Origin of the sequence: Mesorhizobium montanum (assembly GCF_033977145.1) — a bacterium.
Taxonomy (GTDB): Bacteria; Pseudomonadota; Alphaproteobacteria; order Rhizobiales; family Rhizobiaceae; genus Mesorhizobium; species Mesorhizobium montanum.
The window spans coordinates 340,181-362,699 of the sequence record NZ_JAVIJF010000003.1 but is presented as its reverse complement, the minus strand read 5'-3'; the positions used below and the strand labels follow the sequence as shown (position 1 = coordinate 362,699).

Annotated in this window: 23 protein-coding genes, 1 tRNA gene and 2 pseudogenes; 15 read left to right on the top strand and 11 right to left on the bottom strand. The window is 62.9% G+C overall.

Annotation, left to right across the window (positions count from 1 at the left end; all coding sequences use genetic code 11):
* Nucleotides 1–113: 113 nt before the first annotated feature.
* Together RFM68_RS06145 and RFM68_RS06140 are read left to right on the top strand one after the other, a co-directional pair.
* Nucleotides 114–986 (top strand): annotated as a pseudogene (locus tag RFM68_RS06145) (translation factor GTPase family protein); the annotation flags it as partial.
* Between the two features lie 172 nt (nt 987–1,158).
* Nucleotides 1,159–2,286 (top strand): ATP-dependent DNA helicase, encoded by a 1,128-nt coding sequence (locus RFM68_RS06140; RefSeq protein WP_320231808.1) that lies wholly within the window; start codon nt 1,159–1,161, stop codon nt 2,284–2,286.
* Nucleotides 2,287–2,298: 12 nt separating this feature from the next.
* On the opposite strand, the gene RFM68_RS06135 is transcribed toward RFM68_RS06140, so the two are convergent.
* The gene (locus tag RFM68_RS06135) at nt 2,299–2,694 is read right to left on the bottom strand and encodes a SpoIIAA family protein (RefSeq protein WP_320231807.1); all 396 of its coding nucleotides are present in this window, start codon (nt 2,692–2,694) and stop codon (nt 2,299–2,301) included.
* Between the two features lie 107 nt (nt 2,695–2,801).
* Between RFM68_RS06135 and RFM68_RS06130 the strand changes: the two genes are divergently transcribed.
* The 4 genes from RFM68_RS06130 (at nt 2,802) to RFM68_RS06115 (ending at nt 8,752) form a co-directional block, all read left to right on the top strand.
* Entirely contained in the window at nt 2,802–3,542 is a 741-nt protein-coding gene (locus tag RFM68_RS06130) for a pyridoxine 5'-phosphate synthase (RefSeq protein ID WP_320231851.1), read from the top strand.
* Between the two features lie 86 nt (nt 3,543–3,628).
* The gene (locus tag RFM68_RS06125) at nt 3,629–5,542 is read left to right on the top strand and encodes a potassium transporter Kup (RefSeq protein WP_320231850.1); all 1,914 of its coding nucleotides are present in this window, start codon (nt 3,629–3,631) and stop codon (nt 5,540–5,542) included.
* Nucleotides 5,543–5,680: 138 nt separating this feature from the next.
* The gene (locus tag RFM68_RS06120) at nt 5,681–7,594 is read left to right on the top strand and encodes a potassium transporter Kup (protein ID WP_320231806.1); all 1,914 of its coding nucleotides are present in this window, start codon (nt 5,681–5,683) and stop codon (nt 7,592–7,594) included.
* 117 nt (nt 7,595–7,711) lie between these two features.
* Entirely contained in the window at nt 7,712–8,752 is a 1,041-nt protein-coding gene (locus tag RFM68_RS06115) for an SDR family oxidoreductase (RefSeq protein WP_320231805.1), read from the top strand.
* A 34-nt stretch (nt 8,753–8,786) separates the two neighbouring features.
* Here RFM68_RS06115 and RFM68_RS06110 read toward each other — a convergent pair whose 3' ends face one another.
* Nucleotides 8,787–9,677 (bottom strand): SDR family oxidoreductase, encoded by an 891-nt coding sequence (locus RFM68_RS06110; RefSeq protein WP_320231804.1) that lies wholly within the window; start codon nt 9,675–9,677, stop codon nt 8,787–8,789.
* Between the two features lie 135 nt (nt 9,678–9,812).
* On the opposite strand from RFM68_RS06110, the gene RFM68_RS06105 reads away from it, so the two are divergent.
* The gene (locus RFM68_RS06105) at nt 9,813–10,220 is read left to right on the top strand and encodes a winged helix-turn-helix transcriptional regulator (protein WP_320231803.1); all 408 of its coding nucleotides are present in this window, start codon (nt 9,813–9,815) and stop codon (nt 10,218–10,220) included.
* Between the two features lie 110 nt (nt 10,221–10,330).
* Nucleotides 10,331–10,480: pseudogene (locus RFM68_RS06100) on the top strand (FAD-dependent oxidoreductase); the annotation flags it as partial.
* A gap of 27 nt (nt 10,481–10,507) precedes the next feature.
* On the opposite strand, the gene RFM68_RS06095 reads toward RFM68_RS06100, so the two are convergent.
* Together RFM68_RS06095 and RFM68_RS06090 are read right to left on the bottom strand one after the other, a co-directional pair.
* Nucleotides 10,508–11,227: a glutathione S-transferase family protein gene (locus tag RFM68_RS06095; protein ID WP_320231802.1), complete on the bottom strand. Its 720-nt coding sequence runs from the start codon at nt 11,225–11,227 to the stop codon at nt 10,508–10,510.
* Nucleotide 11,228: 1 nt separating this feature from the next.
* Nucleotides 11,229–11,534, bottom strand: a complete 306-nt coding sequence (locus RFM68_RS06090; RefSeq protein ID WP_320231801.1) for a Rieske (2Fe-2S) protein — start codon at nt 11,532–11,534, stop codon at nt 11,229–11,231.
* Nucleotides 11,535–11,629: 95 nt separating this feature from the next.
* Here RFM68_RS06090 and RFM68_RS06085 point away from each other — a divergent pair, with 95 nt between their 5' ends.
* On the top strand, nt 11,630–12,085 hold the full coding sequence (locus tag RFM68_RS06085; RefSeq protein WP_320231800.1) for a MarR family winged helix-turn-helix transcriptional regulator: 456 nt from the start codon (nt 11,630–11,632) through the stop codon (nt 12,083–12,085).
* A gap of 20 nt (nt 12,086–12,105) precedes the next feature.
* Here RFM68_RS06085 and RFM68_RS06080 read toward each other — a convergent pair whose 3' ends face one another.
* Nucleotides 12,106–12,540: an anthrone oxygenase family protein gene (locus RFM68_RS06080; RefSeq protein ID WP_320231849.1), complete on the bottom strand. Its 435-nt coding sequence runs from the start codon at nt 12,538–12,540 to the stop codon at nt 12,106–12,108.
* 136 nt (nt 12,541–12,676) lie between these two features.
* Here RFM68_RS06080 and RFM68_RS06075 point away from each other — a divergent pair, with 136 nt between their 5' ends.
* Nucleotides 12,677–13,339: a TetR/AcrR family transcriptional regulator gene (locus tag RFM68_RS06075; RefSeq protein WP_320231799.1), complete on the top strand. Its 663-nt coding sequence runs from the start codon at nt 12,677–12,679 to the stop codon at nt 13,337–13,339.
* Nucleotides 13,340–13,468: 129 nt separating this feature from the next.
* Nucleotides 13,469–14,488: a ketol-acid reductoisomerase gene (ilvC, locus tag RFM68_RS06070; RefSeq protein ID WP_320231798.1), complete on the top strand. Its 1,020-nt coding sequence runs from the start codon at nt 13,469–13,471 to the stop codon at nt 14,486–14,488.
* Between the two features lie 54 nt (nt 14,489–14,542).
* On the opposite strand, the gene RFM68_RS06065 is transcribed toward ilvC, so the two are convergent.
* Both RFM68_RS06065 and RFM68_RS06060 read right to left on the bottom strand, forming a co-directional pair.
* The gene (locus RFM68_RS06065; RefSeq protein WP_320219322.1) at nt 14,543–14,827 is read right to left on the bottom strand and encodes a PilZ domain-containing protein; all 285 of its coding nucleotides are present in this window, start codon (nt 14,825–14,827) and stop codon (nt 14,543–14,545) included.
* Between the two features lie 273 nt (nt 14,828–15,100).
* Nucleotides 15,101–15,676, bottom strand: coding sequence for a BA14K family protein (locus RFM68_RS06060; RefSeq protein ID WP_320231797.1), 576 nt, complete (start codon nt 15,674–15,676; stop codon nt 15,101–15,103).
* Between the two features lie 166 nt (nt 15,677–15,842).
* Here RFM68_RS06060 and RFM68_RS06055 point away from each other — a divergent pair, with 166 nt between their 5' ends.
* Both RFM68_RS06055 and RFM68_RS06050 read left to right on the top strand, forming a co-directional pair.
* A complete protein-coding gene (locus tag RFM68_RS06055) occupies nt 15,843–16,955 on the top strand; it encodes an endonuclease/exonuclease/phosphatase family protein (protein WP_320231796.1) in 1,113 nt (370 codons plus the stop codon).
* Nucleotides 16,956–16,960: 5 nt separating this feature from the next.
* Entirely contained in the window at nt 16,961–17,677 is a 717-nt protein-coding gene (locus RFM68_RS06050; RefSeq protein ID WP_320231848.1) for a hypothetical protein, read from the top strand.
* A gap of 26 nt (nt 17,678–17,703) precedes the next feature.
* Here the strand turns inward: RFM68_RS06050 and RFM68_RS06045 are convergent, their stop codons facing one another.
* Genes RFM68_RS06045 through RFM68_RS06035 form a run of 3 tightly spaced genes read right to left on the bottom strand, consistent with a single transcriptional unit; the run spans nt 17,704 to nt 20,915 of the window.
* On the bottom strand, nt 17,704–18,921 hold the full coding sequence (locus tag RFM68_RS06045) for an ABC transporter permease (protein ID WP_320231795.1): 1,218 nt from the start codon (nt 18,919–18,921) through the stop codon (nt 17,704–17,706).
* Entirely contained in the window at nt 18,918–19,625 is a 708-nt protein-coding gene (locus RFM68_RS06040; protein WP_320231794.1) for an ABC transporter ATP-binding protein, read from the bottom strand. Before RFM68_RS06040 ends, RFM68_RS06045 begins: the two co-directional genes overlap by 4 nt.
* A gap of 3 nt (nt 19,626–19,628) precedes the next feature.
* Complete coding sequence (locus RFM68_RS06035) at nt 19,629–20,915, bottom strand: efflux RND transporter periplasmic adaptor subunit (RefSeq protein ID WP_320231793.1); 1,287 nt, start codon at nt 20,913–20,915, stop codon at nt 19,629–19,631.
* 133 nt (nt 20,916–21,048) lie between these two features.
* Here RFM68_RS06035 and RFM68_RS06030 point away from each other — a divergent pair, with 133 nt between their 5' ends.
* On the top strand, nt 21,049–21,951 hold the full coding sequence (locus RFM68_RS06030) for a PhzF family phenazine biosynthesis protein (RefSeq protein ID WP_320231792.1): 903 nt from the start codon (nt 21,049–21,051) through the stop codon (nt 21,949–21,951).
* A 105-nt stretch (nt 21,952–22,056) separates the two neighbouring features.
* Nucleotides 22,057–22,132: transfer RNA gene (locus RFM68_RS06025), tRNA-Lys, on the top strand.
* An 80-nt stretch (nt 22,133–22,212) separates the two neighbouring features.
* Here the strand turns inward: RFM68_RS06025 and RFM68_RS06020 are convergent.
* Nucleotides 22,213–22,473, bottom strand: a complete 261-nt coding sequence (locus RFM68_RS06020) for a hypothetical protein (protein WP_320231791.1) — start codon at nt 22,471–22,473, stop codon at nt 22,213–22,215.
* Nucleotides 22,474–22,519 lie beyond the last annotated feature (46 nt).

Here is a 22,519-nt window from a genome sequence, read left to right as displayed (position 1 = left end):
CAAGGTTTAGTCTTCTGTTATCTTCGTCTGGATTTCGCCTCCGGCCTCAGTTGCAAAATATTGAGGCGACCCGCAACTATGTCGTCATGATGGAAAAGCCTGCCGCACCATGGCCTTTGCTGCAAATCGCGATCGAGGCGAAGTCGAGAGCCGATGACGAGAAGTTGCGTGTCGCCCTTTCGACGCTGGCCAACGAGGATCCGTCCTTCCGCGTCAAGACCGACGTGGAATCGGGGCAGACGATTATTTCCGGCACAGGCGAGCTTCACCTCGACATTATCATCGACCGGATGCGTCGCGAGTTCAAGGTGGAAGCCAATGTCGGCGCGCCGCAGGTGGCTTATCGCGAGACCATCACCCGCAAGCACGAGCAGGACTACACGCACAAGAAGCAGACCGGCGGTACGGGCCAGTTCGCTCGCGTCAAGATCCTGTTCGAACCGAACCCGGAAAGCAGCGAGTTCGTGTTCGAATCCAGGAGCGTCGGTGGCGCGGTTCCGAAGGAATACATCCCGGGTGTCGAGAAGGGCATCGGCAGCGCCGTGGCCTCTGGCCCGTTCGCCGGCTTCCCGATGATCGGCGTCAAGGCGACACTGATGGACGGCGCCTACCATCATACCGACTCTTCGGCGCTCGCATTCGAGATCGCCGGCCGCGCCTGTTTCCGTGAAGCCGCACCCAAGCTTGGCGTACAATTGCTCGAACCGATCATGAAGGTCGAGGTGGTGACGCCGGAAATCTATGTCATCAGCATTATCGGCGACCTGCACGGCCGCCGCGGTCTGGTCAAGAGTCGGATAAGCCGCGGCGAGGCCATCGTCGTCAACGCGATGGTGCCGCTGGCCACCGTGTTCAAGTACGTCGACATCCTGCGCTCGATGAGCCGGGACCGCGCGACCTACACGATGCAGTTCGACCACTACGCGCCCGTTCCGACGGCTGACCGCGATCCACCGCCGCCGCCGGTAGTGGCTGCCTACGGCTGACTTGATACTCGCTGGACTGAGTTTCACCCACGGCATTGGTTGCTTTGTTCTCTTTACGTTCCGATTTGCGGCTGATAGCCTGAGTTGTCGGATGCGCTGGCGATTGCTGCCGACAACGGCCGGTATGGCGGCCAATCTTGTCTTTCGCCTGCGAATCCGGTCTGTCGCACTGATGGAATTTTCTCCCCAACAGGACGAGGCTTTGAAAGCGGTCGCCCGCTGGCTCAAAGAGGGCCGGCCGCAGGTCTTCCGCCTGTTCGGCTATGCCGGCACCGGCAAGACGACGCTGGCGCGCTATTTCGCCGAGCATGTCGACGGGCAGGTGCAGTTCGCCGCCTTCACCGGCAAGGCGGCGCAGGTGCTGCGCTCGAAGGGCGCGACCAACGCCCGCACCATCCATTCGCTGATCTACCGGCCGAAGGGCGAGGAATCGGTTGCCGACGAGGTGACCGGCAAAACCTCGATGTCGCCGACCTTCTCGCTCAACCGGCAGAGCCCGATTTCGCGAGCCAAGCTCGTCGTCATCGACGAATGCTCGATGGTCGACGAGCAGCTCGGCCGCGACCTGATGAGCTTCGGCACGCCGATCCTGGTGCTTGGCGATCCGGCGCAGCTGCCGCCTATCTCGGGCGGCGGTTTCTTTACCGAACATGAGCCGGATGTGCTGTTGACCGAGATCCACCGCCAGGCGCGCGACAATCCGATCATCCGGCTGGCGCTCGACGTGCGCGAAGGCCGCGAATTCATGCATGGCGACTATGGCGCCGCGCAGGTGATCGGCAGGGAAGGCGTCAACCAGGATCTGGTGCTCAAGGCCGACCAGGTGCTGGTCGGCACCAACCGCACGCGCCGGCGCTACAATCAAAGGCTGCGCGAGCTGAAGGGATTCAATGCGGATTTCCCGCAAGCCGGCGACAAGCTGGTCTGCCTGCGCAACGACCCGGCCAAGGGGCTGCTCAACGGTTCGCTGTGGAAGGTGATGACCTCGTCGCGCGAGACGGTGAAGCCCGGCATCAACCTGCTGGTCTCGCCGGAGGAAGACGATCCCGACCGCGGCGTCGCCAAGATCAAGCTGCTCAAGGCGGCTTTCGAGGATCCGGATGCCGAGATCCCCTGGCAGCAGAAGAAGCGCTTCGACGATTTCGACTACGGCTATGCGCTGACCGTGCACAAGGCGCAGGGCTCGCAGTGGAACGACGTCGTGCTGTTCGACGAGAGCTGGGCCTTCAAGGAGACCCGGCAGCGCTGGCTCTACACCGCCATCACCCGCGCCGCCGAGCGGCTGACGGTGGTGCGCTGACGCTTGCGAACGTCATGTCGGCCTTGCGCCAAGCCATTGCCAGGCTGCATCTTCGTCGTCGACGCCGAAGTGTTTGAATTCGAAAGGCAGCGCCTTCGGAAAGAGGCCGGTGACGAGAGAAGCCCAACTCGGCTCGCCGATGGCCGCGCAGCGCACGACATGTTCCATCGCGCCGACCACGCCCTGCTTGAGCGTATCTTGCGAAATATTGGCCCAGTCCACGCTTTCCTCGTCGGTCAGCCGCACCAGCACGTCGATCCTCGGATGAAGCGCATAGGCGGCCTCAAGCAGGCCAAACAGGTTTTCCGCATCGGCCGGCGAGACATCGCCGACCACGTCGATGGCGAAAAGCGCGTCGCGATTGGTTTCGAGGCGGCGGATCGCCGGCACTGCTTCGAGGAAATTCACTGGCAAATCCTTGCGTTAACCTCCATCTATCTCCTGGAACACCCAAAACCCTCTGTCTGTTCCATGGAAAGGCGGTATAGATGCCGCCGACCCACTGGACCCCGTTCATGCCCGCCAAGCTTTCGGTCAATCTCAACGCCGTCGCCATGCTGCGTAACCGTCGCGACCTGCCATGGCCGAGCGTCACCGGGTTGGGGCGCATCGCGCTTGCCGCCGGCGCGCATGGGCTGACGGTGCATCCCAGGCCTGACGAGCGGCACACCAGGCATTCCGACCTGCCCGAGATCAGGGCGTTGATCGACGATGAGTTTCCCAGCGCGGAATTCAACATCGAGGGCTATCCGACCGAGGATTTCTTGGCGCTTGTCGAGAAGAACCAGCCCGAGCAGGTGACGCTGGTGCCGGATGACCCAGCGCAGGCAACTTCGGACCATGGCTGGAACTTCGCCGCCCAGGCAGCGTTCCTCACACCGATCGTCAAGCGCTTGAAGAAGGGCGGGTTTCGCGTGTCGCTGTTTTCCGATGCCGATCCGGCCGTGGTGAATGCCGCGCGAGACACCGGCGCCGATCGGATCGAGCTTTATACCGGGCCGTATGGCGGCTTTCATTCCGATTCCGCAAAGGCGGCGAAAGAACTGGAAAGACTGGGAAAAACCGCGGACGCCGCATTCGCGGCCGGGCTTGGCGTAAATGCCGGCCACGATCTGACCGTTGAGAACCTGCCGGCCTTGGCCAAACGTATTCCGGCATTGGCCGAAGTATCGATCGGACATGGGTTGACAGCGGATGCGCTGGAGTATGGCATGGCCGGCGCGGTTGGGCGGTTCTTGAAGGCCTGCGGATGGTAGGGCGCCTTGCGTAGTTTCGGCGGTTTTGATGCGTCCCGCGCATTGCGGCGACCCCGGCGCGCGGCGAATCTGATAAAATGGGGTTCATGGTGCTAGCCAACGCCAGCGAAACAGAATCCCTCGAACGTTCGGGCCATGCCGAAAGCGAGCGGCAGCACAGCGCCAAGGTCCTCATGCTTGGCGCGCTGGGCGTCGTCTACGGCGATATAGGCACGAGCCCGATCTACGCCTTCCGCGAGGCGCTTCATGCCTCGTCGAACTCGGTTGCCCGCCACGACGTTCTCGGCGTGCTGTCGCTGATCGTCTGGGCGCTGACGATTATTGTCACGATCAAATATGTCGCCTTCGTGCTGAGGGCCGACAACAAGGGCGAAGGCGGCACGCTGTCGCTGATGTCGCTCGCGCGCAGCGCCTACCCGCAAGGCTCGAAGCTCATCCTGGTGATCGGTCTGTGCGGCGCGGCGCTGTTCTTCGGCGATTCCATCATCACGCCGGCGATCTCGGTGCTTTCGGCGGTCGAAGGCCTGGAGGTCGTCACGCCGGCGCTCGACGCGTATGTCGTTCCGATCACGCTGGTCATCCTGGCGATGCTTTTTGCCGTGCAGCGCTTCGGCACGGGCAAGGTGGCGGCGGTGTTCGGACCCGTGACGGCGACCTGGTTCATGGCGATCGGCGCGGCCGGCCTTTACCACATCGTCGACGATCCATCCGTTTTCCTGGCGATCAATCCGTATTACGCGATCTACTATCTTGCCACCACACCGACCGGTGCCTTCGTCACCGTAGGCGCCGTTTTCCTGGCGGTTACCGGTGCCGAGGCGCTTTATGTCGACCTTGGACATTTCGGCCGCAAGCCGATCGTGATGGCCTGGTTCGCAATTGTCTTCCCGTGCCTGCTGCTGAATTATTTCGGGCAAGGCGCCTTCGTGCTCTCACATGGCGGCAAGCCCACCAACCCGTTCTTCCAGATGCTGCCCGAATGGGCGCTGATGCCGATGGTCGGCCTGGCGACAGCAGCCACAGTCATCGCCAGCCAGGCCGTCATTTCCGGCGCCTTCTCGCTGACCAGGCAGGCCGTGCAGCTCAACCTGTTGCCCCGTATCGAGGTGCAGCATACCTCCGAGATGCAGAGCGGCCAGATCTATATGCCGAGGGTCAATCTGCTGGTCGCGCTCGGCGTGATGCTCCTGGTCGTCGGTTTCGGCAGCTCGAGCGCGCTGGCGTCGGCCTACGGTATTTCCGTCACCGGCGAGATGCTGATGACGACGGTGCTTTTGTTCGTCGTGATGCGCTGGCTCTGGAAATGGCAATTGGGACTCGCGCTGGCGCTGGTGGTGCCTTTCGGCGTCATCGATCTCGGTTTCTTCTCGGCCAATGTCGTCAAGATCGTCGAGGGCGGCTGGGTGTCGATCACGGTCGCTTGCCTTATGGGTCTGATCATGTGGACCTGGATACGCGGCACCCGCTATCTGTTCGACAAAACGCGCCGCAACGAGATACCACTCGACTTCCTGGCGGCAAATCTCTTGAAGAAGAAACCGCAGCTGGTATCGGGCACCGCTGTGTTCCTGACCAGTGATCCGCTCAGCGCGCCGACGGCGCTGATGCACAGCCTGAAGCACTACAAGGTGCTGCACGAAAAGAACGTCATCCTTTCGGTGGTGACGGCGCCGCAGCCGGTTGTGCCCGACAGCGAGCGCGTCAAGATGGAGACGGTCAACGAGCTGTTCATGCGGGTGACGCTGACTTTCGGCTACATGGAACAGCCCAACATTCCGCGTGCCCTGGCGATCTGCCGCAAGCAGGGCTGGAAGTTCGACATCATGACGACGTCCTTCTTCCTGTCGCGCCGCTCGCTGAAAGCCTCGCCCAATTCCGGCATGCCGGTCTGGCAGGACCGGCTGTTCATCGGCCTGGCGCGTTCGGCGGCGGACGCGACGGAGTATTTCCAGATTCCCACGGGGCGCGTCGTCGAGATCGGCACGCAGGTCGCCATCTGACCCTTCAAGCCGGCGATACATTCAATATCCAGGCACGGCTAAGCCGTGCGTCGGCGGCATGGGAGCCCTCACGTCGCGGCACTTGATATTGCAATGCAGCAAGCGTAGAGCACCGCGCATTTTATCGGAGTGTCGTCCATGGCCCTTGCCAATGGCAGCGCAGACGCGGAAGCTGTAGACCAATCGAGCCACACTGAGCAGCACAGCACCAAGGTGCTGATGCTGGGCGCGCTCGGCGTGGTCTATGGCGATATCGGGACCAGCCCGATCTATGCGTTTCGTGAGGCGCTGCACGCTTCCTCAGGCGGCGACGTCGCCAATCGTGCCGACATCCTGGGCGTCCTGTCGCTGATCATCTGGTCGCTGACGATAACCGTCACCATCAAGTACATCATGTTCGTGCTGCGCGCCGACAACCGCGGCGAGGGCGGCGTGCTGTCGTTGATGGCGCTGGCGCGTGGCACCTTCCCGACACGCTCGGCAATCGTGCTTGGCATCGGCATCGTGGGAGCATCGCTGTTCTTCGGCGACGCTGTCATCACGCCTGCCATCTCGGTGCTGTCGGCGGTAGAAGGCATGAATGTCGTGACGCCGGCCTTCCAGCCTTACGTCGTGCCGCTGACCCTTTTGATCCTTGCGATGCTGTTTGCGGTCCAGCGCTTCGGCACTGGTGGCGTGGGCCTGGTGTTCGGCCCGGTCACCGCCATCTGGTTTCTTGCCATCGGTCTTTCCGGGCTGAAGCATATCATCGGCGATCCGGAAATCCTGTGGGCGATTAGCCCGCACTACATCGTGGCTTTCTTCATCAATTCGCCTGACGTGTCCTTCGTGACTGTCGGCGCCGTCTTCCTGGCCGTTACCGGTGCCGAGGCGCTGTACGCCGATCTCGGCCATTTCGGCCGCAAGCCGATCGTTCTGGCGTGGCTGGCGATCGTATTTCCTTGCCTGCTTTTGAACTATGCCGGGCAGGGCGCCTTCGTGCTCGCCAAGGGCGGCACGGTCGGCCACCCGTTCTTCGAGATGAACGAGGGCTGGGCGCTCATCCCGATGGTGGTGCTGGCGGCGGCCGCGACGGTCATCGCCAGCCAGGCGGTCATCTCCGGCGCCTATTCGCTGACGAGGCAGGCGGTACAGCTCAACATGCTGCCGCGGCTCGAAATCCTGCATACGTCGGAAAAGCAGTCCGGCCAGGTTTACATGCCGCGCGTCAACATGCTGATCGCGCTCGTTGTGATGCTGCTCGTGGTCGGTTTCGGCGAATCCAGCAAGCTCGCCTCGGCCTATGGCATTTCGGTCACCGGCAACATGCTGGTGACGACGACACTGCTGTTCATCGTCATGACGCGCATCTGGAAATGGAACATCTGGCCGGCGGCCGGCCTGACGGCGGTGTTTGCCTTCATCGACATCGGCTTCTTTGCCTCCAACATCGTCAAGGTGTTCGAGGGCGGCTGGGCTTCGCTTGCGGTCGCTTTCGCCATCATCCTCGGCATGTGGACCTGGGTGCGCGGCAGCCGCTATCTGTTCGACAAGACGCGCCGCAACGAGATACCGCTCGACTTCCTGGCGGCAAATCTCTTGAAGAAGAAGCCGCAGCTGGTGTCGGGCACCGCTGTGTTCCTGACCAGCGATCCGCTCAGCGCGCCGACGGCGCTGATGCACAGCCTGAAGCATTACAAGGTGCTGCACGAAAAGAACGTCATCCTGTCGGTGGTGACGGCGCCGCAGCCGGTTGTGCCCGACAGCGAGCGCGTCAAGATGGAGATGGTCAACGAGCTGTTCATGCGGGTGACGCTGACCTTCGGCTACATGGAGCAGCCCAACATTCCGCGTGCCCTGGCGATCTGCCGCAAGCAGGGCTGGAAGTTCGACATCATGACGACGTCCTTCTTCCTGTCGCGGCGTTCGCTGAAAGCCTCGCCCAATTCCGGTATGCCGATCTGGCAGGACAGGCTGTTCATCGGTCTGGCGAAGACGGCGTCGGATGCGACGGAGTATTTCCAGATTCCCACCGGACGCGTGGTGGAGATTGGCACGCAGGTCGCGATCTGAGAAACTGCACGGCATAGGCTGGTCTGGCGTCACGCAATTCCGGACGGAAAGCTACGGCGAAGTCGCCGAGCCCAGCCGCTAGGCGCTTTTTCCGGAATTGCTCTCGAAGGGGCGGATATGGGCGGTGAGTTGGTGCTTGTGACCGGCGGATCGGGCTTTCTTGGCGCTCATTGCATCCTCGCGCTTTTGAGCGCGGGCTACCGCGTGCGCACGACCGTCCGCTCCGCCAAGCGCGAAGCCGACGTTCTCGCCATGTTGAAGGTTGGAGGTGTCCAGCCGGGCGATGCGCTTTCCTTCGCCTACGCCGATCTCACGAGCGACACAGGCTGGCCCGAAGCGGTCGCCGGGTGCCGGTACGTTCTCCACGTCGCTTCGCCTTTTCCGCCCGGCGTGCCGAAACATGAGGACGACCTGATCGTTCCGGCCAGGGAGGGGGCTTTGCGCGTGCTGCGGGCGGCGCGCGATGCCGGTGTCGAGCGCGTCGTGCTCACCTCGTCCTTCGCCGCCATTGGCTATGGCCAGGCGCCGGTTGCCGGCCATCCGTTCACGGAAGAGAACTGGACCAATCTGTCGCAGAAGGTGAGCGCCTATGTGAAATCGAAGACGCTTGCGGAGCGGGCGGCGTGGGATTTCATTGCCGGCGAGGGCGGCGCGTTGGAACTGGCGGTCGTCAATCCGGTCGGCATCTTCGGACCCGTCCTGGGGCCGGATCATTCGACGTCGACGGATTTCATCCGGCGTCTGATGGATGGCGAGATGCCGGGCCTGCCGCGCATGGTGTTCGGCGTGGTCGATGTGCGCGACGTCGCGGACCTGCATCTGCGCGCCATGACCAATCCCGCCGCCAGGGGCGAGCGGTTCCTGGCCATCAGCGGTGATTTCATGACGATGCTGGAGATCGCGCGGATCCTGAAAGCCCGGTTGGGCAACGCGGGGTCGCGCATTACCACGAGAGTTCTGCCGGACTGGCTGGTCCGGATCGTCGGCCTTTTCGACGGGCAGGCGGCCCAGATCGTGACGGAACTGGGCAAGCCCAGGAACGCAACGAGCGCCAAGGCCATGCGTATGCTCGGCTGGGCGCCGCGATCGCGCGAGGAGGCGCTGATTGCGACGGGCGAAAGCCTGATCCGACTTGGGCTGGTCAAGACCCCGAAATAGCGCCGCGGGAGAAAGGCTTCCCGCCGCGCGGGTTTCAGCCGGCCAGCGCAGCCCTGTTGGCCTCGAGGAACTGCTTCAGCGGTACCGACTTCCGACCGGAAAGTGTCTCCACCGAGTCCGTCACCATGCCAAGGTCGCCGGCGCGCGTGGCGGCATCGAAGGACACCAGAAGCCTGGCTATCGGTTCGGGAAGACCAGATGCCTTCATCCCCTCGGTCAGCGCTTCGTCGGAGAGCTGGACGACCTGGATCGGCTTGCCGGTGACTTCGGTGACGAGTGCCGCGACTTCGGCCGATGTATAGGCCTTTGGGCCGGTCAGCGTGTAAGTCGTGCTTTCGGTGATGTCCGAAGCCAGCCTCGCGGCTATGGCCGCGGCGAGATCGTCACGCGCGCCATAGGAAATGGCACCGTCGGCCGCGGACGTATACCATTGGCCCGATGCAAGGATTTGCGGCATCGCCATGAACAGGTTCTCGTCATACCAGCCATTGCGGAAGATCGTGTAGGGAATGCCGCTGGCCTTGATCGCCTGTTCCGTGTCGAAGTGATCGGGGGCAAAGAGCACGGCGGAACCCGGCTCGGTGTTGGGCAGCGAGGTGTAAAGCAGGTGGCCGATGCCTGCCTTGCTGGCCGCGGCGACGGCCGCGAGCTGCTGTTCGCGCCGCTTTCCCTGGATTGCCAGCTCGTTGGTCGAAATGATGAGCGCCCGGTCGGCGCCGGCGAAGGCTTTGGCAAGCGAGGCATGATCGTCGAAATCGGCCTCGCGAACGGTGACGCCGCGTGCTGCCAGGTCGGCAAGATTGCCGGGTGTGCGGGTCGTGGCGATGATCCGGGCCGCCGGTACCTCGAACGTGTCCAGCAGATGGTTGATGACGCCGCGGCCGAGCTGGCCGGACGCGCCGGTGACGAGAAGAGTTGCGCTCATGGGAGGTCCCTGAAATTGCGCCGAAAGGCGGTTCGGTTGGCGGTCTCAAAAAGAGACCAGCGCTAAAATAGGAATTGACCCACTGCCGTAAAGAAGGCAGTTTTTCGGGAGGTAGGCACACACAGGGAACCAGTCATGGAAAGCCGGATCGTCAATCTGAGATCCAAACTCGACGTCTACAAAGCGATGACCGACGGCGGAAACATTGCCGATTGCCCGGTCCGAGATGTCATCCAGGGACTCAATGGCAAATGGAGCTCGCTGCTGGTCATGGCCTTGGCCGAGAAGCCATACCGGTTCGGGGAGTTGCGCCGCCTCGTGCCCGATATCTCGCAGCGTATGCTGACGCAGACGCTTTACGATCTGCAACGCGACGGTTATGTGCATCGCGAAGTGTTCCCGACCAAACCGCCGAGCGTCGAATACAGCCTGACCGACCTCGGACGATCGATGTTCGGTCCGCTCTATGAACTCGTCCAATGGGCCGAGCTCAATCATGACGCGGTGCGCGGCGCGCGGGCCGCATTCGATGCCCGGATTTGAGCCTGGTCGTTTGCCAGCGGTAAGCGTCAAGGTGTGAAGTTGATTTGGGCGCCAAGTTGATTTGGCGCCGTCAATCAGGGATTGTGCCCGTCGGTCGGCCTGGGCGGGCAATGAGCAGAAATCTCGACATCGCGATTGCCGGCGCCGGTCCGGCCGGGCTGGCGGCAGCGCTCTATCTCAAGCGGGCCGGGCACCGCGTCACCATTTTCGAGCGTTTCGACGAACCGAAGCCTGTCGGCTCCGGCCTCATCTTGCAGCCATGGTCGCCGGAACGGTGATCGACCCGTTCAGGCCGATCGGGCTTGCGGAGTTGCAATGGCCTGCAGCCGGATGACTTCGGACAGGTAAGATTTTTTTGCCCGAAGGAAGGCATGCAGCCGCTGCGGATAATCCGCGCTGACGGCTTCGTTCACCGATCGCCGTTCACTCAAGGCGCCGCGCCAGGCCTGGACAAGCGGCTTGCCGTCGAGAATACCGAAATCGCCGATGCGGTCGAAGGTGTCGAAATAGCGGAAGACCGGCCCGTAGACGGCATCGACCAGCGAGAACCGGTCGCCGGCGAACCACGGGCCGTTTAGCCTGGCCGACAGTTCCGCCTCCACACGCGCGAACATCTCGGACAAACCTTTGCTTTCATGGAGGAAAGCGGCTTCATCGGCAGCGGAATAGAAGCGGGCTATCGCATTGAGGATGGCCGAGGCGAATTCGATCCAGGCGCGATGCCTGGCCCGCGTCAGCGGATCGGCCGGGTGTAAGGGATTGGCCTCTGTCTCCTCGAGGAATTCGAGGATGACAGCGGATTCGAAAATGACTTCTTCCGCATTGCCATGCCGGACGCGGAGCAACGGCACCTTGCCGAGCGGCGAGATGGCCTTGAACCAGTCGGGCTTGCTGGACAGATCGACATTGACCCGCTCGAATGCCACGCCTTTCTCGGCAAGCGAGATTGCCGCGCGCTGGACGTAAGGGCACAGGTGATGGCTGACGAGGGTGAGTTCTGTAGTCATTTCACTCCCCCCAGACATAGTTCAGCGCGCCGTCTTCGACCCGGGTCGACAGGAACATCAGGCGCGAGCCCTTTGGCGCCGGGCCTTCGAGGCGCTCGCCGTTTTCCATATCGAAGCGGGCGCCATGCCATTGGCAGACGAAAGTGCCGTCCCTGCAGTCCAGCGGTCCGCCGAAATGCAGGCAGACATTGGCCGCGGCACGGATGCGCTCGCCACTGCGCCAGACGTGAACCTCGCGGCCGAAGAACGGCGCGATCAGGCTGCCGGTTTGCGGGATCTCGGCGATCTTGCAGATTTCATGTTTCATGATGGTGCCCATGTCGATGCATTTGCATCGATATAGATGCATTTGCATCGACCGTCAAGCTTGATGCGATTGCATCTATCGCTTAGGCTGTCCCGATGACGAAAACATTGCCATCACCCGAAACCGTCACCGCCTGGGCGCGCCTCATGCGTGTCTCGCGCCAACTGGTCGAAAGGACCGAGGATGCCCTGAAAGCCGGCGGGCTGCCGCCGCTCGCCTGGTATGACGTGCTGCATGAGCTTGCGGAGGCGGGCGAGGGAGGACTGCGGCCGTTCGAGCTGATCGATCGCGTTCTCCTGGCACAGTATGGCGTTTCAAGGCTGCTGGCCCGGCTGGAAGTGGATGGCCTGGTGGAAAAGCTGCCGGTCTCGGATGACGGCCGCGGCCAGACCGTGCGCATCACGCCGAGTGGCCGGGACATGCGCCGCCGCATCTGGGCGGTTTATGGCGCATCCATCGCCAATTTGATGGGCGACAAGCTTTCCGCCGCTGAGCTGGAGACGCTGGCTACTCTGCTCGGGCGACTGCGCGATCCGCCAATCATGGAATGAACGCGCCGACCGGCCGGCTTTCAGGGCAGACGCGAGGCCCAAAGAAACGCGATTGTCGCCAGCACGCCAAGTGCAACGCGGACCAGATGCATTTTGCCCCATTTGACGATCAGCGATCTGGCCTGCGGATTGTCAGTCTCGACCTTCATCGCTTCCAATAAGCGATTGGTCGGCATCATCACCAGCAGTGTCCAAGGCCAGGGCAGGATGATTGCCACGGCGCCGGCCAAAAAACCGGGCACTCCGGTTTGCCACCAGGCGATCAGTCCGAGAACGCAGGCGATTACGGCAATGGAAGCCTGCATGGCGGCGCCGCGCTTGTAGGAAGGCTGCCATTCCCGCAGCAATGCCTTGTCGTCCAAGGCTAGCCGCGCCGGTTGCTCCGCGACGCTGACATAGACTGCTGCACCCGTGAAGGCAGCCGTTACGGCCAAGGCAAGCAAACCGGTCGGCATCTCGCCCTCCAGCAAGAGAAACCATCGGTGGAAAAATAGCGCTTGCATGGGTGCGGGCAATACGGCATAGAAGCCGAACCGTAACGTACGGTACGCACATCGATCATGTGAACAGCGAACGTATTCCGAGGGAAGTGTGTTGCACAGCGTGCCCGACATCGACGACAGCGAAGCGCTGACCGAGCGCCAGCAGGCCGTTCTGGATGCGGCACTTCGTTTACTGGTTGAGGAAGGCGACAATCTGACCATGACCGCGGTGGCGCGGCGGGCAAGTTGTTCCAAGGAAACGCTCTACAAATGGTTCGGTGATCGCGACGGGCTGCTGACGGCGACGGTGCAGTGGCAGGCGTCGAAGGTGCGTGTCGCGGCGGTCGATCGTGACAGGTTGGACCTCGCCTCGCTGACCGCAACCCTGGAGCGTTTCGCGTTCGACTGGCTTAAGGTGATTTCCAGCGATACTTCGATCGCGCTGAACCGCGTGGCGGTCGGCCATGCCGGTTCCGGCAAGGACGATCTCGGCGCGGTCGTGCTGCAGAATGGCCGCTTCGCGCTTGCCGGACGCCTGAAGCCGGTGCTTGAAGCAGGCCGGCAGGCCGAGCTGGTCGATTTCGAGGACGCCGAGACGGCGTTCCGCACCTTTTTCGGCCTGGTCGGCCGCGACGTGCAGATCCGTCTGCTGCTCGGCGACCGGGTGGAATTGACTGAGGCGACGATCGGCGGCGATGCCCGCCGCGCGACGCAACAGTTTCTCGCTCTTTTCGGAGCAAAAACCGGGCCGCAGGGCCTTAGAACCGGATGATTTCAGGTCAAGTGGACCGGAAATCTGAATCCGATTCTAAATCAAAGAGATAGAGCATGATGTTGTCCGAAAACCGCTTCACACTTTTCGGCATCATGCTCTGATTTTCAAAACGGGAAGGAAAACCAAATGCGTGTCTATTACGATCGTGACGCCGATCTCAATCTGATCAAGGGCAAGAAGGTCGCCATCATCGGCTATGGCAGCCAGGGCCGGGCGCACGCGCTCAACCTCAAGGAGTCCGGCGTCAAGGACATCGCCATCGGCCTCAAGACCGGCTCCGCCACTGCCAACAAGGTCGAGGCCGACGGGCTGAAAGTAATGAGCGTGGCGGATGCCGCCAAATGGGCTGACCTGATGATGATGGCGACGCCCGACGAATTGCAGGCTGATATCTACAAAAACGAGATCGCGCCGAACATCCGCGACGGCGCCGCGATCGCCTTCGCGCATGGCCTCAACGTGCATTTCGGCCTGATCGAGCCGAAGGCTTCGGTCGACGTCGTCATGATCGCGCCGAAGGGCCCTGGCCACACGGTGCGCGGCGAATACCAGAAGGGCGGCGGCGTGCCGTGCCTGGTCGCCGTCAACCAGGATGCCTCAGGCAATGCGCTCGACCTCGCGCTCTCCTACGCCTGCGGCGTCGGCGGCGGCCGTTCGGGCATCATCGAGACAAATTTCCGCGAGGAATGCGAGACCGATCTGTTCGGCGAGCAGGTTGTGCTGTGCGGCGGCCTGGTCGAACTGATCCGCGCCGGTTTCGAGACACTGGTGGAAGCCGGCTACGCGCCGGAAATGGCCTATTTCGAGTGCCTCCACGAGGTGAAGCTGATCGTCGACCTGATCTATGAGGGCGGCATCGCCAACATGAATTACTCGATCTCGAACACCGCCGAGTGGGGTGAATATGTCTCGGGCCCGCGCATCATCACCGCCGACACCAAGGCCGAGATGAAGCGCATCCTGAAGGACATCCAGACCGGGAAGTTCACCTCGGAATGGATGCAAGAGTACCGCGCCGGTCTGTCCCGCTTCAAGGGCATCCGCCGCAACAACGACAGCCACCAGATCGAGGAAGTCGGCGCCAAGCTGCGCGCCATGATGCCGTGGATCGCCAAGAACAAGCTGGTCGACAAGGCGAAGAACTAATTTCGCACAATTTGCCATGAAGGCCGGCGGAGCGATCCGCCGGCTTTTTCATGCTCAGCCGTAATGCCAATGCGGCTTCGGCTCGGTGCCGGTGAACTCGACGCCGATGCGATCCTCGCGGCGCCAGCGGACAATCGCCTTGTAGCCGACGCCGTCGGTCGGCACATAGAGCAGGAATTCGTCGGGCACGCGCGCCTCGATAGGTACCTTCAGCTCGGCGCCGCCGGGATGCATATTGCGCACCGTGCACTTGACCTCGGAATTGTTGATGCCGGTGAGGATCGCCGCGCCTTTCAGCACGCGTTGCCTGTGCTTGCCTCTCAACTCGTTCTCAGCCATAGCAGGTACGTCCTCGAGCGGTTCACCGTTTCACCGAAACGCTAAACCGCTTTCCCCTTTGTCTTGACGCAATTTCGGACGGAAAACCGTTTCATACTTTTCCTGGAATTGCTTTAGCGAATCGCGACACAGCGATCGTCATATGGGGGCCCCGGCATCACGGATAGACGCCCTTGCTAAATTTAGGGTTTTGCCCTCCGCAAGCGATTTCTTTTCGGCGAAAAAAGAAACGGCGCCGCGATCGGCGCCGCTTCATTCTTGCTGCCGACTGGCTCAGATATAGGGCGAAATGCACTGCCGACGCGGGCCGTAATTGGGCTGGAACGTGTTGTCCCAGGCCCGATATGACCGGTAGCGGTCGTAGCACCACTGGACGTGGGCTCTGGAAAGGCGCTCCGTCCGGTAGATGCGCCGCGGCTGGTAGTAGCGCGGATAGGGATCATAATAGTTGTCGTAGGCGAGGGCGCCTAAACCCAAGCCGAGCCCGAGCCCCAGAAGGGCCGCGTCACCGCCACCGAAATGCCGATGATGGCGATGGTGCCGCCAACGCCAGTCGCCGCCATCCCAGTTGCGGGAGAAATGACGGCCGCGGAAGTCGCCGCCGCGCCATCTGAAGTCGCGGCCCCGCCAATCACCACCGCGCCGCCAGCGCCAGTCATACATCTGCGGCGAGTAGTTGTTGCCGCCGGCCCAGCTGTCGCGGACGGGGATGATCTTGGGCGCCACCGTGCTGGTCGCGGTCGAGAGATCGGGCTGCAGGATCGGGCCGGCGATCGACGGCGCCGTCAGGCCCGTTATGAGGCCCAGAGCCATCAGCCCGGAGCCGAGGGAAGACAAGAGCGGTTTCATTTCACTCTCCAAGGAGTAAGGCCCCACGCCCAGAACGCCCCGGGAAGAGGCCTATTGTTGGAACTTCTCGTCTGAACGGGGGATGAACGGAAAGGTTCCGTCAACCATGACGAGCATCGAGCCGGGCTCTTGTCTTCACCCTCGCTTGCAGGCAAAGGTCACGGCCATGTCGCTGCGGCTTGCCACCTTCAATGTCGAGAACCTGATGAACAGGTTCGATTTTTCGGGCTATCGCAACCAGCTCAACGAAGACCGCACGCTGGCGCTCTTCGACATCCAGAGCGAGGCCGAATACCGGATCCTCGAACAGGCGCGCACCATCGCCCAGTCCGACGACACCCGGCAGTTGACGGCGCTCGCCATTGCGGCAACTCGCGCGGACATCATCTGCATGCAGGAGGTCGACAATATCGAAGCGCTGAAGGCCTTTGAATATGGCTATCTGTTCAAGATGGTCGGGCAGGGCTACCGCCAGAAATACACCACCGCCGGCAACGATGCGCGCGGCATCGATGTCGCCTTGATGATGCGCAACGAAACCGCGCAAGGGCAGCCGATCGAGTTCGTGCGCATGACCAGCTATGCCTATGTCACCTTCGAGCAGTTCGGCCTGTTCACGCCGGAACTCGCCGCGCTCGGGCATCTCGCCGCCGATCGTATTTTTCGCCGCGACTGCCTGGAGATCGACGTGAAGGTCGGCAACGCGCCGCTGACGCTTTATCTCGTGCATTTCAAATCGATGGGCGCGCCGCGCAACGGACTGGACGGCCGCGAGGCGACGATGCCGCTGCGAATTGCCGAGGCGCAAGCGGTGCGCCGCATCATCGAGCAACGGTTCGGCAAGGACCATGCGGTCGACAAGCGCTGGGCGATCTGCGGCGACATGAACGACTACCGGCAGCGGGTGAAGATCGCGGGTGACAGCATCGACGGGTATCGTTTCGAGGTTGTCGACGAAGCCCGGTCCTCGATCAATGTGCTCACCGCCGGCGGTTTCTGCGAGAACGTCGTCGAGCGGCGGCCGGAGATGGACCGCTGGAGCTTCTATCATACGCGCGGCCCGGAGGAGCGGCATCTGTGCCAGCTCGACTATATCCTCCTGTCGAAGGCGCTGGCGGCGAAGAACGCCACCACCGTTCCCGACATCATTCGCAGCGGCCAGCCCTGGCGCACCATCTTTCCGCCCGGACAGGAGGTCGAGCGTTTCCCGCGCGCCGGTTGGGACAGACCGAAAGCGTCTGACCATTGCCCGGTGGCTATCACCCTGGACATGGCGTGACCCGCTTGAGTTTCGATCTGCCACGCAACGTCATCCTGCCGGTCGACGCGATCGACGTGCGGCTCGATCCCGGCCCGCATCCCTTCGCGCTGAGCAATGCAGAAGCGATCGCCGCGAATTGGCGGCAGGAGATAGCGGACAATCCGGCGTTGTTCGACGGCACCGTGGTGCTGCTTTCCGAGCTTGCTTACCGAGACAATTGTCTCGCCGGCCGCTGTCATTCGGTCAACTATTCGACCTTCATGCTGTGGCGCAAGCGGCGCGACAATTCCGGCGCCGAGCACGCCTACGCGCATGCCATGTTGATCGCCGGCGACAATGCGCTGGTGGCGATCCGCATGGGTCGGCACACCGTCAACGCCGGCCGCGTCTATTTCGCCGCCGGTTCGTTCGAGCCGGTCGACTTCCGTGACGGTCAGGTCGATGTCGACTTCAACATGATCCGCGAGGTGGGGGAGGAGACTGGGCTCGACCTGTCGAAGGCCGAACGGGGACAGCACTATCACGCGCTATCGACGGCGAGCGGCACGGTGATCTTCCGTCGCTACCGGGTTGCCGAACCGGCCGACGAACTGGCGCGCCGCATCAGCGCCTTCGTCGCCACCGAGGCGGAGCCGGAGATCGAGGGGCCTGTTATCATCCGGCATGCCACCGATCTGCCCGACGGCTTGATGCCGCACATGAAGCCGCTGATCGAGTGGCATTTCGCGGGTGGCGATTAGCGCGACCGCATCCGGTTACCCGGGGCTTACTCATGCCGCAGCGCGTCGATCGGATCGAGGCGGGCGCCGCGCAGTGCCGGAAAGAAGCCGAACACCATGCCGATCAGCGCCGAAAAGCCGACGGCAAGCAGGATGACGGCGGGACTTGGCGCAAAGGGTATCGTCAGCGCCATCGAGGCGAGGCCTGCCAACGAAAGCCCGATCAAGATGCCGATGATGCCGCCAAAAAGCGACAGCACCGTCGCCTCGACCAGGAACTGGATGAGGATGTGTTTTTCATGCGCGCCGATGGCCAGCCTGATGCCGATCTCGCGCGTGCGTTCGGTGACCGAGACCAGCATGATGTTCATGATACCGATGCCGCCGACCAGAAGGCTGACGCCGGCGACGGCCCCCAGCATGCCGGTCATGGTGGTGGTGGCGCTCGTCATGGCATCGGCGATCTGGGTCATATCGCGGATGGCGAAATCGGCATCGCGGTCCGGCGTGATACGGCGCGTATCGCGCAAAATGTCCTCGACGCGCGGCTGCAGCTCGGTGGTCGGCGTGCGGTCGTCAGCGGCGATATAGATATTGTCGATGTCGCGGTTGCCGGCGATGCGCCGCTGATAGGCGTGCAGCGGCATCAGCACGACATTGTCCTGGTCCTGGCCGAAGCCGGTATAGCCTTTGGGCTCGAGCAGGCCGATGATCTTGCAGGAGGTGCGGTTGACGCGAATGATCTCGCCCTCCGGATCGCCGGCGCCGAAGAATTGCTGGCGCACGGTTTCGCCGATCAGGCAGACACCGGCGCCGGCGCGCGTTTCGGAATCGCTGAACGGCCGCCCGGATACCAGCTTCCAGTCGCGGGCGTCGAGATAGGCGCTGTCGGTTCCCGTCACACCCGAGGTCAGGCTTTCAGTGCCGAAGATGACGCGGACCTGTTTTTGCGAGGCGGGCGAAATCGCCCGCGCGCCGCTCAGATGCGCAACGAGCGCCGTGACGTCCTTTTCGGCCAGCGGCCGCACCGCCTGGTCGAGACCTCCCGGCCCGCCGGGCCCGGCCGGCCGGCCGGCGCGAACGACGAGCAGGTTGCTGCCGAGCTTGGAAATATCGGCCTTGACCTTCTCCGTCGTGCCGGAGCCAATGGTGAGCATGGCGATGACGGCGGCGACGCCGATGACGATGCCAAGCAGCGTCAGAAACGAGCGCAACACATTGCGGCGGATCGAGCGCAGCGAGAGGCGGACGGTTTCCCAGATCATGCTGCTTCCTCCGCTTTCAAGGTATCGGAGGCGACATGGCCGTCGAGGAAGCGGATGGTGCGGCCGGCATAGTCCGCGACATCGGCCTCATGCGTGACCATGACGATGGAGAGTCCGAGGTCGGCGTTGAGCTTGGTCAGCAACTCCATGATTTCGTGTGTGCGCGCGGTGTCGAGATTGCCGGTCGGTTCGTCGGCGACGAGCAGTGTCGGCCTGGTGACGATGGCGCGGGCGATCGCCACGCGCTGCTGCTGGCCGCCCGAAAGCTCGCCCGGCGTATGATGCTCGCGCCCGACAAGTCCGACCTGAGCGAGCGCCTGCATGGCGAGATCGCGGCGCTCGCGCGCGGCAACGCCGCGATAGATCAGCGGCAGCTCGACATTTTCCGCCGCCGTGGTGCGTGGCAGAAGATTGTAGCCCTGGAAGACGAAGCCGACATAGAGGTTGCGCAGCAAGGCGCGGCGGTTGCGGTCGAGCCGGCCTGCGTCGACACCCATGAAGCTGTAGGTTCCGATCGTCGGCGTGTCGAGGCAGCCGATGATATTCATCGCGGTCGACTTGCCCGATCCCGAGGGGCCCATGATGGCGACGAATTCACTTCTGCGGATGGCGAGATCGACGCCGGCCAGCGCGTGCACGCGGGCCTCGCCTTCGCCGTAGCTTTTCCAGACCTTGGCGAATGTGATGAGCAGGGGAGCCGACACCGGTCAGCTCCGCTGCTGGGCGCCGGTGATGACTTGCGCGCCCTCGTCGAGGCCGGACGTGATCTCGGTCAGCTCGCCGTCGGTCGAGCCGATCTTGACGTTGACCGGCTGCGGCCGGCCGTTCTCCAGCACATAAAGCGTGCGCGAGCCGTCGGTCGGCGCCTTCGCCGCCTCGCGCTGCCGGATGGGGCGGCCCATGCGGCCTGTGAAGAGGTCGCTCAGGCTCCAGCCGCGGTCCGCCCGTTGCGCCGGGCGATAGCGGAAGGCAGTGGCGGGGACGGTAAGCACGCCCTTGGCCTGCCGGGTGACGACTGAAACCGTTGCCGTCATCCCGGGCCTCAAGAGAAGCTCGCCATTGTCGACTTCGAGGCGGGCTTTGTAGGTGACGACGCCATCTGTGGTGACCGAGGCGTAGGAGATGTCGCGGATTTCGGCATCGAACGGCCGGTCCGGGAAAGCGTCGACGGTGAAGCGGGCATGCTGGCCGGGCTTCACCGCGCCGATATCGGCCTCGTCGACCGCGGCCTGCAATTCCATGTTCCTTAGGTCGGCGGCGATGATGAAGAGCACGGGCGCCTGCAGCGAGGATGCGACCGTCTGGCCGGGATCGACCGAGCGCGTCAGCACGATGCCGTCGATCGGCGCGTAGATGGTGCTCTTGGCGAGATCGGTCTGCTGGGCCTTGAGGTCGGCCTGGGCGATGGCGAGATTGGCCTCGGCGCTGTCGAGCGCCGCCTTCGAGCGATCGCGCGTCGCGGTCGCCGCTTCGAGCGACTGGTCCGTCGCCATGCCGCGCTTGGTGAGCGCGTTCGCACGCACCACTGTGTTCTCGTTTTCCTGCAAGGTCACCTTGGCGTCCTCGACGGCCGCCGCAGCCGCCTTGGCGGAGGCGGTGGCGCGTTCGATCTGGACCTCCAGCTTGGCGGTGTCGAGCGTCGCCAGCACGTCGCCCTTCCTGACCTGCTGGTTTTCATTGACTGCCACCGAGCGGACGATGCCGGAAAGCTCGCTGGAGATGTCGACCTGGGTCAGTGGCTGCAGCGTGCCGGTGGCGGACACCTCGACGGTGAGGTCGGCGGTCGCCGCAGGCACGGTGGTGTATTCCACCCTGGGCGGCGCGGCGGCATACCATCGATAGAGGGCAATGCCGGCCGCGACGATCGCTATCGCCAGCAGTGCGTAGAGCCAGAAGCGGCGACGCTTGCGGCTTACGCCCTTGCGGTCGAGCCCGAGCGCCGCCTCGATGGAAGTACCGGATTCCGCGTTTGGCGGATTGACAAGCTGGTCCACCCCAGACCCCTATAATGAAAGATCGAAGTCCCTATCGGTGCACAAATCGGGCCTTAAGGTTCGAATTTCAAATTAAATTTCCCTCATGTTGGGATTGAGGCAGAAATTCGAGGCGAGGCGAAAGGTTTTCTCCATGGCGCGCAATTACTTGCTTTACGATGTGTTTACCACCGAACGGCTGGCCGGAAATCCGCTTGCGGTGGTGCTCGACAGCGATGGGCTCGACACTGCCGGCATGCAGGCGCTCGCGCGCGAATTCAATCTTTCCGAGACGGTGTTCGTGCTGCCTCCCGACAATCCAAAGCACCGCAACCGTATCCGCATCTTCACGCCCGACTATGAAATGCCTTTCGCGGGGCACCCCACGGTCGGCTCGGCGATTGCGCTGGCCGAACTCGCCGGTGAAGCCACCGGCATTTTTGTGCTGGAGGAGAATATCGGACCGGTGCGTTGCGCGGTGAGCAAGCATGACGGCTCGACCTTCGCCGAGTTCGATCTGGCGAAATTGCCCGAACCGTTGGAGCTCAAGGCCGACCCGGAAGCGATCGGCGCGGCGCTCGGCCTTGCCCCGCACGAGATCGGCTTCGAGAATCACCGCGTCGCCTTCTGGTCGGCCGGCGTGCCTTATGTGACGATTCCCGTTGCTGGACTGGAGGAGGCGGCCAAGATCAGGCTCGACAACCAGGCGTGGTCGGAACTTGCGCCGCGCAAGAGCGAATGGGCCTTCGCCAGCCCATATGTCTATTGCCGCGAGCGGGTCCACCATGACAGCGCATTTCATGTTCGCATGATCGTGCCCGGCAATCCGTCCTACGAAGATCCCGCAACCGGTTCGGCGGCCGCCGCCTTTGCCGGCGCGATCATGCATTTCGACGCTCCGACCGATGGAATCACGCAGCTCTGGATCGAGCAGGGGCTGGAAATGGGCAGGCCGTCGCGCATCCGGCTCGAGCTCAATGTCGATGGCGGAAAACTGGCCTCCGCGCGCATCGGCGGCCACGCGATCAAGGTGGCCGAGGGCAAGCTTTTCGTCTGAGTGCGGGGAGCCTCGGTCGATTTGTCGGGAAATGATTCCGGCAGGGCTGGACAGGACCGGCATCGGCGGCTATATGCCCGCCAACGCCGGTTTTGCCGGCCGAGTGGGTGCGTAGCTCAGTTGGTAGAGCAGCTGACTCTTAATCAGCGGGTCCACAGTTCAATCCTGTGCGCACCCACCAAATTCTTCAAAGACTTGGTGGAAAGACCCTTCAGCGGGAAACGCATTGGCGTTTCTCGCGCCGACACTGGCAAACCCCTTTCACTGCGCTGGTTTGCCAGTACTGGCCTTGAACTTGACCTTCATCGTGATCTGGCCGCTCACCGTGAGCTGCGATCCGCCGTAGCCGCCAAGGTTGCGGTCCCGCGCATTGAGGTTGGTGCTCATGCCGGTGATTTCGCATGTATCGGCGACGGTCTCGAGCACCATGGCGCAACTGCCGGCCGCGACCTTGTAGAAGGAGCGAAGCGCTACCTGCTGCTGCGCGGCCGCGTCGTCATCATCCTTGACCGGGAAGGTCATCGAGATCGATGACTGGATCCTGGCCGACCCGTCTTCGCCTGGACGA

Coding starts and splice junctions, on each gene's coding strand:
- RFM68_RS06065 (WP_320219322.1), bottom strand. CDS start 14,827: ATGGCTGAGAACGAGTTGAGAGGCAAGCACAGGCAACGCGTGCTGAAA.
- RFM68_RS06120 (WP_320231806.1), top strand. CDS start 5,681: ATGGCCCTTGCCAATGGCAGCGCAGACGCGGAAGCTGTAGACCAATCG.
- RFM68_RS06085 (WP_320231800.1), top strand. CDS start 11,630: ATGACGAAAACATTGCCATCACCCGAAACCGTCACCGCCTGGGCGCGC.
- RFM68_RS06095 (WP_320231802.1), bottom strand. CDS start 11,227: ATGACTACAGAACTCACCCTCGTCAGCCATCACCTGTGCCCTTACGTC.
- RFM68_RS06045 (WP_320231795.1), bottom strand. CDS start 18,921: ATGATCTGGGAAACCGTCCGCCTCTCGCTGCGCTCGATCCGCCGCAAT.
- RFM68_RS06125 (WP_320231850.1), top strand. CDS start 3,629: ATGGTGCTAGCCAACGCCAGCGAAACAGAATCCCTCGAACGTTCGGGC.
- RFM68_RS06110 (WP_320231804.1), bottom strand. CDS start 9,677: ATGAGCGCAACTCTTCTCGTCACCGGCGCGTCCGGCCAGCTCGGCCGC.
- RFM68_RS06060 (WP_320231797.1), bottom strand. CDS start 15,676: ATGAAACCGCTCTTGTCTTCCCTCGGCTCCGGGCTGATGGCTCTGGGC.
- RFM68_RS06020 (WP_320231791.1), bottom strand. CDS start 22,473: ATGACCTTCCCGGTCAAGGATGATGACGACGCGGCCGCGCAGCAGCAG.
- RFM68_RS06140 (WP_320231808.1), top strand. CDS start 1,159: ATGGAATTTTCTCCCCAACAGGACGAGGCTTTGAAAGCGGTCGCCCGC.
- RFM68_RS06130 (WP_320231851.1), top strand. CDS start 2,802: ATGCCCGCCAAGCTTTCGGTCAATCTCAACGCCGTCGCCATGCTGCGT.
- RFM68_RS06105 (WP_320231803.1), top strand. CDS start 9,813: ATGGAAAGCCGGATCGTCAATCTGAGATCCAAACTCGACGTCTACAAA.
- RFM68_RS06055 (WP_320231796.1), top strand. CDS start 15,843: ATGTCGCTGCGGCTTGCCACCTTCAATGTCGAGAACCTGATGAACAGG.
- RFM68_RS06115 (WP_320231805.1), top strand. CDS start 7,712: ATGGGCGGTGAGTTGGTGCTTGTGACCGGCGGATCGGGCTTTCTTGGC.
- RFM68_RS06090 (WP_320231801.1), bottom strand. CDS start 11,534: ATGAAACATGAAATCTGCAAGATCGCCGAGATCCCGCAAACCGGCAGC.
- RFM68_RS06030 (WP_320231792.1), top strand. CDS start 21,049: ATGGCGCGCAATTACTTGCTTTACGATGTGTTTACCACCGAACGGCTG.
- ilvC (WP_320231798.1), top strand. CDS start 13,469: ATGCGTGTCTATTACGATCGTGACGCCGATCTCAATCTGATCAAGGGC.
- RFM68_RS06080 (WP_320231849.1), bottom strand. CDS start 12,540: ATGCCGACCGGTTTGCTTGCCTTGGCCGTAACGGCTGCCTTCACGGGT.